Below are 9,997 nucleotides of genomic sequence, written 5' to 3' on the forward strand. Positions count from 1 at the left end.
CCTCCTGGGGCTCGGCCCAGGAGGAGCGCGCGGCGGGGGCCTGGGGGGCACCCCATTCCGGCGTGGCGGGAGCGGCGCCCCAAGCAGGGGCGGCTTCCTCGACCGGGGCGTCCCAGGGCTGCTCGGTGTCGGTGGACGGCTGGGCCCAGGCGGAGTTCGCGGAGGCGTCCTCGGTGGCGGCCCACTCCGACTGCGCGGCGGCGTCCGTGGCGGCCCACGGCTGATCCGCGCCCGGGGGCACGGCCTCCGTGGTCGCCCATTCGGGCTGCGCTTCAATGGGGGCTTCTTCAGCCGCGGCCCATTCGGGCTGCGCGACGACCGGCGTGGCGGCTTCCGTCGTGGCCCACTCCGGCTGCGCTTCGATGGGTGCCTCTTCGGCGGCGGCCCACTCCGGCTGCGCTTCGATGGGTGCCTCTTCGGCCGCCCACTCGGACTGCGCGGCGACAGGTGCGGAGGCTTCCGTCGTGGCCCATTCCGGCTGCGCTTCGATGGGTGCCTCTTCGGCGGCGGCCCACTCCGGCTGTACGGCGACGGGGGCGGCTTCCTCGGTGGCCCATTCGGGCTGCGCTTCGATGGGAGCTTCTTCGGCGGCGGCCCACTCCGGCTGCGCAGCGACAGGCGCAGCTTCTTCGGTGGCCCATTCGGGCTGCGCTTCGATGGGGGCTTCTTCCGCGGCGGCCCATTCGGATTGCGCGGCGACGGGCGCGGAGGCTTCCTCGGTGGCCCATTCGGGCTGCGCTTCGATGGGCGCGGCTTCTTCAGTGGCAGCCCACTCCTGCTGTGCGGAGACAGGAGCAGCGGCTTCCGTGCTCGCCCATTCGGACTGCGCTGATACAGGCGCGGTCTCTTCCGTGGCCCATTCGGGCTGCGCTTCGATGGGAGCTTCTTCCGCGGCGGCCCATTCGGGCTGCGCGGCGACGGGCGTGGCTGCTTCTTCCGTGGCCCACTCGGGCTGCGCTTCGATGGGAGCTTCTTCCGCGGCGGCCCATTCGGGCTGCGCAGCGACGGGCGTGGCGGCTTCTTCCGTGGCCCACTCCGGCTGCGCTTCGATGGGCGCCTCTTCGGCGGCGGCCCATTCGGGCTGCGCGGCGACGGGCGCGGCGGCTTCTTCCGTGGCCCATTCAGGCAGCGTCGCTACGGGCGCTGCTTCCTCGGTGGCCCACTCGGGCTGCGCTTCGATGGGGGCTGCCTCTTCGGTCGCGGCCCACTCCGACTGCGGTGCCGTGGGCTCGGCTTCTTCCGTGGTCGCCCACTCCGACTGCGCAGCGACCGGAGCGGCGTCGGCGGTGGCCCACTCCGGCTGGGCCTCGATCGGCGCGGCCTCCGGGGTGTTGTCGGTCGTCGCCCACTCCGGCTGCGCGGCGGCAGGCGTCGCGTCCGTGGTGGCCCACTCGGACTGCGCTGATACAGGCGCGGTCTCTTCCGTGGCCCATTCGGGCTGCGCTTCGATGGGAGCCTCTTCAGCCGTCGCCCACTCGGACTGCGCGGCGACGGGCGCGGTCTCCTCAGCAGCGGCCCACTCGGGCTGGGCCTCGATGGGAGCCTCTTCGGCGGCCCATTCCGGCTGCGCAGCGATGGGCGCGGCCTCCTCGGCTCCCCACTGCGGCTGCGTGGGAACGGTGGAGGTGCCTTCGGTGGGGGTCCATTCCGGCTGCGCGGCGACGGGCGCGGCTTCTTCCGTGGTCGCCCACTCGGGCTGCGCTTCGATGGGCGCCTCTTCGGCGGCGGCCCACTCTGGCTGCGCGGCGACGGGCGCGGCTTCTTCCGTGGCCCACTCCGGCTGCGCTTCGATGGGGGCCTCTTCAGCGGCGGCCCACTCCGGCTGCGCTTCGACGGGCGCGGCTTCTTCCGTGGCCCACTCCGGCTGCGCGGCGACGGGCGCGGCTTCTTCCGTGGCGTTCCAGTCGGACGCCTGTGCCGGCTGTGCGGCGTCGGCCTCATGCGTGGCCCATTCGGACTGGGCCTCGATCAGCGGAGCCTCTTCGGACGAGGGCGTCCATCCGCCCTGGGCATCCGCGACGGGCGCGGCCGTGGAGGCGACCCACGCGGATTCGGCGGCCGGGGCATCCCACGCGGGCGCGGTGGGCTGTTCGGACGATGCGGTACCGGACCACGCCTGCGTCGAAGCGGCTTCCTCCGCCGTGTCAGCGGAGGCGGCCCATTCAGGCTGGAGCTCGATGGGGGCGGCGGGCTCCACGGCATCGGCGGCCCACTCGGGCTGGAGCTCGATGGCGGCGGACGCGTCCTGCAACCCCACGGTGTCGGTGGCGTCCGAGGGCGCTCCCTCGGCGGACCACGACTGCGCATCCTGTCCCGAGGTGTCCCACGCCGAAGACTCCCCGGACTGCGCTTCGGCAAGCGACTCGGAGGCGGTGGCCAGCGGCACGGCGTCGTCGGCACTGCCGCTCAGCTCGCCCCACTGCTCCGATGCAGGGGCCACTTCGGCCGCGGGCTCGACATCGTCCGAGCCGAGCTCCAGCGTGTCGGCTTCGATGTCCGGACCGACCGGGATGCTGCGGATCCGCAGCGACGGAATGCCCGGCTCATTCGCGAACGGGGAGGGCGGCGGAGTGAGCTGCTGCTCCTCTTCGGCTCCCAGGTCGGCCACGTCGAAGGTCTGGGCCTCCACACCGGCCGCGACCGCCGAGGCCGCGCCGTCGTAGGAGCCATCCGCGACGCCTTCGTGAGCGACATCGTTGGCGTCGAGCGCGATCTCTTCGGCGGGCGTCTCCGCGCCAGCCTGCCACGTCTCGGCGGCGACACCCGACGGATCATTGGCCTGCCACTCCGTCGCGACGTCATCCGTGCCGAGCGTGATCTCCTCGGCGGAGGTCTGCACCGGCGCCGCGTTGTCGGCCTGCCACTCCGTCGCGACATCACTCGTGGCGCTGCCCGACTGCCAATCCGTGGCGACCTCGCTCGACTCGAGCGCGATCTCCTCGGCGGGCGTCCCGGTGGCGACGGCGCTGTCCGCCGTCCACTCCGTCGCCGCATGACCGGAGGCCAGCGCGCTCTCGTCGGTGGATGCGGCCGTGTCGGCCTGCCAGTCCGTGGCGACGTCGCTCGTGCCGAGCGCGATCTCCTCGGCAGGAGCTTCCGTCGCGTCGGCCTGCCACTCCGTGGCGACGTCGTTCGTGCTCAGCGCGTCCGCAGCCGGAGCTTCACCCGCCGCCTGCCACTCCGTGGCGACGTCGTTCGTGCTCAGCGCGTCCGCAGCCGGAGCTTCACCCGCCGCCTGCCACTCCGTGGCGACGTCATTCGTGCCGAGCGCGATCTCCTCCGCCGCGGCCTCGCCGCCGGTCTGCCAGTCCGTGGCGACGACATCGTTCGTGCCGAGCGCGATCGCATCGGCCGCCGGAGTCTCACCCTCCGCCTGCCAGTCCGTGGCGACGTCGCTCGTGCTGAGCGGGATCTCCTCCGCCTCCGCGGTCGCCTGCCACGCAGCCTCGACCTCGGTCGTGCCGGTCGCCGAGGCTGCTCCACCGGACTGCCAGGACTCCGCGCTGGCCGTCTCCGGCTGCCACTCCGTGGCGACATCGCCCGCATCCAGGGCGATCTCCTCCGCGGGCACTTCCGTGGCGCCGTCGGTCCACGCCTCCGCGATGTCACCCGCGCCGAGCGCGATCTCTCCACCGTGCTCCGGCGCCTCGGCGACAGGGGCCGCGTCCGTCCCCCACGCTTCCGCCGTCTCCGTGGCGACCGCCTGGGCCTCCTCCACGGCGGCTTCCACCGGCGCGGCGGGCTCCGCCGTCGCGACGTCGCTCCAGTCCCAATCCGAAGCCGTACCTTCGGCCGGCGCCGCCGGCTCCACCGCGAGCGGCGCGGTATCGAGCGCGCTGGCGCGGGACTCCTCGGACTCCACCGCCAGCGGCGCCGCGTCCCACGCCGCATCCACGGGCGACAGGTCCTCGGCCAGCACCGCCTCGGCGACGGGCTCGGCCTCCAGCAGCTCCGCCTCTCCGACCGCGTGCTCCGCGGAGGCCAGCGCCTCCGCCATCGGATCCAGCCCGGACGTCGCCGGGGCCTGGGCCTCCGACTCGACCTCCATCGACAGGTCCGCGAACGAATCCTCCAGCGAGGGCTCCGGCTCGGCGGCGGCCACCGGGGGCGGCGTCTCCGTCGACAGCCCGGAGAAGTCCTCCTCGGCGCTCGTGTCCCACGTCGCCTCCGCCGCGGCAGGCGAGGTCGCCACGGGCGCCTGCGGCATCCACGGCGCGGGTTCACTCAGCGAGGGGATGTCGATGTCGTCCGTGCTGAGGTTCAGGCTGTCCGGTTCGGTGGGGGCCTGAGGGGCATAGGCCTGCGGATCCACCGGGGCCGCGTAGCCCGCCGCCGCGTTCGGGTCATACGCCGCGTTCGGGTCGTAACCCTGCTGCGCCCAGGCCGCCGCCGCGTTCGGATCATAGGCCGCCGCGTTCGGATCATAGGCCGCCGCGTTCGGGTCGTAGCCGGCGGGGTAGGCGTACCACTGGCCATCCTCGCCGTAGTACCCCTGGGCGTTCGGGTCGTAGCCAGCGGGGTAGGCGTACCACTGGCCGTCCTCGCCGTAGTACCCCTGGGCGTTCGGGTCGTAGCCAGCGGGGTAGGCGTACCACTGGCCATCCTCGCCGTAGTACCCCTGGGGCTGCTGCTCGGGCTGGGCCCACGCCTGGGCCGCCGCCGCGGTGTCCGCCGCGTCCTGGATGCCCAAAAGGCCGCGCAACTCGACCCAGCGAGCTTCCTCGACAGCGGACAGACTTCCCAGCTTCCGCTTCTCATCCAGGAAGCGGAACTCTCTCATCGCGGCGCGCGTATCGGACATCCGTCACCTTGCTGCGCCAGCGTCTTGGGGGGACCGCCGCAGCGAAAATCTTGGAGGGTCGCGAGTGTAGGGGACTCCCGCCAGGGGGTAAACCAATCCGCCACGCCCGACCGGCCGCTACCTCCCCGAGAGGGCGGCACGCACCGCCTGGTCCAGGCCGTCGGAGTCCTTCTCGTAGGTGCTCTTCAGGACCTCCTGGAAGGGCCCGCCCTGGCCCGCCTTCTGGATGAAGTCCAGGAGCTTCTCCTGGCCCCCCAGGCGCACCAGCTCCCGCACCGCCATGGCGGATGTCCCATAGGCGACTTCCGGCTGGGGCATGTTGATGGGCGCCTGCGAGTCCATGGCCGACAGCTTCGGCAGCCGCCCTTGCTTCGCCTGGGCCCGCATCACGTCGCGCAGATGGCGCGGGGGGCCGTCCAGCCCCAGGTATCGCCACTCGATGTACTCGGCCAGGCCCTCGTTGAACCAGCGGGGCAGGGCGCCGCCGCCGGTCGGGCAGATTTCGTCCAATGCCGCGTGCACGTATTCGTGGACCAGGGTGGCCTTCGTCGCCTGCGTCAGCTCCGCCGCGTCGTTCATGCGGATGGCGTCCTCGGAGTACAGGCCGGCCACCGCGGTCGCGTACCGGGCGCCCATGTGCGTGGCGAACTCGTCGCGCGTGTAGAGCACCACGTTCAGCTGCCGCTCGCGGGCCTTCCCCAGCGTGCGCTGGGTGAACTCATAGGCCTCGTCGAGCGCGGACACGACCTTGCCCTCGTACTCCGCGCGCTGGCCGAAGTCCCGGTCGCTGTTGAAGTAGCGGATGGCGAAGCGGCTGTTCTGGCGCACGCGCATGCCGTCCTTGCCCACGCCGGACTCGTAGCTCAGGCCCGCCGAACGGAGCTCTCCGCCCGCGGTCGCCCTCGCCTGGCGCGTGTCCCCCGAGGAGGGCTCGCCATTCATCCGCTGCTCCAGGCGCTCCGCCTCGCGCCGCGCGGCCCCTTCCTCCGACACCTGCGAGCGGGCCTGCTGCATCAGCTTCTTCGCCTCCGCGGCCTCCTTCGACTTCGCGGGCACCTGCTGAAGCGTGGTCAGCGCCCCCGCCGAGTCCTTGTCCTGCAACTGCAACCGGCCCAGCTCCAGCGCGAACGCGCCGTCCTTGGGGAAGGTGGCCAGGCCCTTCTTCAGCGCCTCCTCCGCGGCGGCCCGCTGATCCGTCTTCAGCGCGGAGCGCGCCAGGCAGCGCAGGCCGCCCGCCGTCTCCTGGAAGGCCACGGCGCGCTCGCCCAGCGAGTACGCCATCACCGCGTCCTCCGGGAGCAGCGCCTCGCAGCCCTTGAGCAGCGGGCCCGCCACGGACGGCCGCTGCGCCTCCGGGTAGGAGGCGGGGTCCGCGGCGGCGAACGCGAGGTACAGCTCCTCCCACTCCTTGTGGGCGGCCAGCTCCTTCGCCTTCTGCGCGGGAGGAGCGGCGGCGAGGAGCAGCAGGGCGATGAGGGGCGTGTTCATGGGTTTCCGGAGTATCGCCGAAGCCCCGAGCGCCCGCGCAAGCCTCCCCGCCCTACGTCCGGGCGACCTGCCAGCCCTGGGCCTCCAGCGCGGCCATCAGCTCCTGGATGTGGGCGTGCCCGGTGGTCTCCAGCATCACCTCCACCGTGGCCTCGCCCAGCCCCGCCTTGGAGAAGGCGCGGTCGTGGTGCAGGTCCACCACGTTGGCGCGCATCTCCGCAATCTGCGTGGTGAGCCGCGCGAGCACGCCGGGCCGGTCCGGCAGCCGCACCTCCAGCTGCACCAGGCGGCCCGCCTTCACGAGGCCCCGCTCGATGATGCGGCTGATGACGTTCATGTCGATGTTGCCGCCGCCCACGATGATGGCGACGCGCTTGCCCTTCGCCTGCGGAATCCGGCCGTTCACGAGCGCCGCCAGCCCCGCCGCGCCCGCGCCCTCCGCCACCGACTTCTCCTGCTCCAGCATCATCAGGATGGCGGCGGCGATCTCCTCCTCGTCCACCGTCACCACCGCGTCCACGTACTTGCGCACGTGCTCGAAGGTGAGGTCCCCCGGCACCTTCACCGCGATGCCGTCCGCGATGGTGGTGCCCGCGTGGGTGAGCTCCGTGCGCTTCCCCGCATCCAGCGACGCCTTCATGCTGGCGATGGTGGAGGCCTGCACGCCCACCACCTGGATGCGCGGGTTCGTCTCCTTCAGCGCCACCGCCACGCCGGAGATGAGCCCGCCGCCGCCCACCGGCACCACCACCAGCTCCAGGTCCGGGCACTGCTCCAGCAGCTCCAGCGCGATGGTGCCCTGGCCCGCGATGACATGCGGGTCGTTGAAGGGGTGCACGAACACCAGGTTCTCCGCGGCCTGGATGCGCAGGGCCTCCGCGTAGGCCTCGTCGTAGTTGGCGCCCTTGAGCACCACGCGCGCGCCGTAGTCATCGCGCGTGCGAGTCACCTTGATGAGCGGCGTGCGCTCCGGCATCACGATGGTGGCGCGGATGCCCAGCCGGCGCGCGTGGTACGCCACGCCCTGCGCGTGGTTGCCGGCGGAGGCCGCGATGACTCCGCGGCGCTTCTCCTCTTCCGTCAGCGTCAGCAGCTTGTTGAGCGCGCCGCGCTCCTTGAAGGCGCCGGTGCGCTGGAGGTTCTCCAGCTTGAAGTACACCACCGCGCAGTCGGTCTTCTCCGTGAAGTAGTCCGACGCGGGGCACGGCGTGGGGCGCAGCGCGGTGCGGATCCGTTCGCGCGCCGCCTGGATGTCCTGCAGGGTGACCATCATGGCCGGGCGTGTAGCGGAAGCGCGCCCCGCACGGAAGCGGCCCGGAGCCCCACGCCTGCCTGCCCGCGTGCGCGGCGGGGTGCGTCAGATGCCGCGCAGCACCGTGGCCTTGCCCACCCGGCCAATGGCCAGGATGTACGCGGCCGTCCGCATGGAAACCTTACGAGACCGTGCAATCTGAGCCACCCGGTCGTAGGCCTCCTTCATCGTCTTCTCCAGCTCCGCGTTGACGCGATCCTCTTCCCAGGAGACGTGCTGGAGGTTCTGCACCCACTCCAGGTAGCTCACCGTGACGCCGCCCGCGCTGGCCAGGATGTCCGGCACCACGAAGATGCCGCGCTTCTCCAGGATGTCGTCCGCCTCCGGCTGGGTGGGGCCGTTGGCGCCCTCCACCACCAAACGCGCGCGCACGCTGTTGGCGTTGTCGCGGGTGAGCACGTGGCCCAGGGCCGCGGGGATGAGCACTTCGCAGTCCGCCGCGAGCACGTCCTCGTTGCGGCACGGCGTGCCGCCGCTGAAGCCGGTGACGGTGCCGGTGCGCTTCACGTGCTCGAAGAGGGACGGCACGTCCAGGCCCGTGGGGTTGTACATGCCGCCCAGCACGTCGGACGCGGCCACCACCACGCCGCCGTCGCCCCAGATGAGCTGCGCGATGTGGCTGCCCACGTTGCCGAAGCCCTGGATGGCGAAGCGCGTGCCCTTCACCGGCATGCCCAGATCCCTCAGGATTTCACGGCATACGTAGAGCAAGCCTCGCCCGGTGGCGGCCTCGCGGCCCTTGGAGCCGTACAGCTCCAGGGGCTTGCCCGTCACCACCGCGGGCGAATGGCCGTGGTAGCGCGAGTACTGGTCCATCACCCAGGCCATCACCTGGGGGTTGGTGTTGACGTCCGGCGCGGGGATGTCCCGCGTGGGCCCGATGACGTCTTGAATCTGATCCACGAACTTGCGCGTGAGCCGCTCCACTTCCTTGAGGCTCATCTGCGCGGGGTCGCACGCCACGCCGCCCTTGGCGCCGCCGTAGGGCACGTTCACCACGGCCGTCTTCCACGTCATCAGCGACGCGAGCGACACGCACTCGTCCTGGTCCAGGGCGGGGTGGTAGCGCAGGCCGCCCTTCATGGGGCCGCGGCTGTTGTCGTGCTGGATGCGGTAGCCCAGGAACGTGCGGATCTCGCCGGAGTCCATCTCGATGGACACCTGCACCTTCACCTCGCGCAGGGGCGTGGCCAGGAGCGTCTCGATGGGCGTGCCCACGTCCATCACCCGCGCGGCCTTGCGGAAGTAGTAGTTGGTGCCGTCGACGGCGTTCATGGTGGGCTTCACTCCTGAGGACAGACGGAAAACCTTAACAGAAGCGGTGCGCTACGATGGGTGCGTCCATGCGCCCCCACTCCCCGGACGACAGCGACGCCGGCTCGTCCCTGCAGGGACTGGCGCGGCGGATCCGCACGTTGCGCGAGCGCCGGGGCCTCACCCAGGAGGACTTCGCCGCCCGGTGCGACATCTCCGTGAGCTTCGTGTCCCTGCTGGAGCGCGGCGAGCGCAACCCCAGCTACGACACGCTCCTCCAGGTCGCGGCCGCGCTGGAGCTGCCGCTGGGGGAGCTGTTCCGGCTGGAGGACGCGGAGGACGCGGGGGCTCATCGGCTGGTGGAGTGGGTGCGGCTGAAGAAACTGGGCCGGGACGACGTGGACCGTCTGATGGCCGTGGCGGAGGCGATGTTCAGCGGTGGGCCGGGCGCTTCGACTCCTCCGGCGAAGGAGGCCAGCGCGGCCTGCGCTTCACCGGAGTGCGGCCGGCCCGTGCTGGCTCGGGGGTTGTGCGTGGCGCACTACCACCGGGCCCGCAGGAAGAAGACGGCTCCGGAGCCTTGAGGGGGCCGTGAGCCCCCCGAAGGCGCGGAAGCACTACTTGCGCTTGGCGCGCTCCACCTTGAGCGTCTTGCCCTCGCCGTGCGGCTTGCCGTGGGTGGACTCGAAGCCCTCCACGTCCTCCTCCGCCACGAAGACATACGCGTACGTGGGGCGCAGGTCGGTGCGCAGCACCTTGCCCGCCGGAGCGCCCGCGGCCTCCAGCGCGGCGGTGACGCCCGCCTCGTCCAGGCCTTCCTGACGGCCCAGGCCCACCCACAGGCGCGCCTGGCCGGGGAGGTCCTGCAGGGACTCGTGACGGGGGCGGCGCTCTTCGCGCTGGCCGCGCGGACGGTGCCGCTCCAGCTTCAGCGGCTTGTCGTTGTGCGCCTTGCCGTTGAGCGACTCGAAGCCCTCGGCGTCACCTTCCGGCACGTAGACGTAGCCGTAGGTGGGGCGGGTGAGGGCCTTGATGACCTTGCCCGCCGGGGCGCCCATGGCCTCCAGCGTGGCGGGCAGCTTCGCCTCGTCCATGCCGTCGTCCATGCCCAGGTTCACCCAGAGCTTCACCTCGCCGGGGCC

6 protein-coding genes are annotated in these 9,997 nt (G+C 72.1%); 1 reads left to right on the forward strand and 5 read right to left on the reverse strand.

The genetic code is table 11. The annotated features are described in order from the left end of the window. The 4 genes from D7V77_RS37270 to D7V77_RS37285 all read right to left on the reverse strand — a co-directional run. A partial coding sequence (locus D7V77_RS37270; protein WP_120581005.1) for a hypothetical protein occupies positions 1–4,801 on the reverse strand: 4,801 nt, incomplete at its 3' end. Positions 4,802–4,918: 117 nt separating this feature from the next. After that, positions 4,919–6,289 (reverse strand): tetratricopeptide repeat protein, encoded by a 1,371-nt coding sequence (locus D7V77_RS37275; protein WP_120581006.1) that lies wholly within the window; start codon positions 6,287–6,289, stop codon positions 4,919–4,921. A 52-nt stretch (positions 6,290–6,341) separates the two neighbouring features. Next, positions 6,342–7,559 (reverse strand): threonine ammonia-lyase, encoded by a 1,218-nt coding sequence (locus D7V77_RS37280; RefSeq protein ID WP_120581007.1) that lies wholly within the window; start codon positions 7,557–7,559, stop codon positions 6,342–6,344. A gap of 87 nt (positions 7,560–7,646) precedes the next feature. Beyond that, on the reverse strand, positions 7,647–8,876 hold the full coding sequence (locus D7V77_RS37285) for a Glu/Leu/Phe/Val dehydrogenase (RefSeq protein ID WP_014399186.1): 1,230 nt from the start codon (positions 8,874–8,876) through the stop codon (positions 7,647–7,649). 68 nt (positions 8,877–8,944) lie between these two features. Between D7V77_RS37285 and D7V77_RS37290 the strand changes: the two genes are divergently transcribed. Continuing rightward, a complete protein-coding gene (locus D7V77_RS37290; RefSeq protein ID WP_120581008.1) occupies positions 8,945–9,439 on the forward strand; it encodes a helix-turn-helix domain-containing protein in 495 nt (164 codons plus the stop codon). Between the two features lie 33 nt (positions 9,440–9,472). Here the strand turns inward: D7V77_RS37290 and D7V77_RS37295 are convergent. Beyond that, on the reverse strand, positions 9,473–9,997 hold a 525-nt coding region (locus D7V77_RS37295), incomplete at its 5' end, for a DbpA RNA binding domain-containing protein (RefSeq protein WP_199733958.1).

This window comes from Corallococcus sp. CA041A (assembly GCF_003612075.1).
Taxonomy (GTDB): Bacteria; Myxococcota; Myxococcia; order Myxococcales; family Myxococcaceae; genus Corallococcus; species Corallococcus exiguus.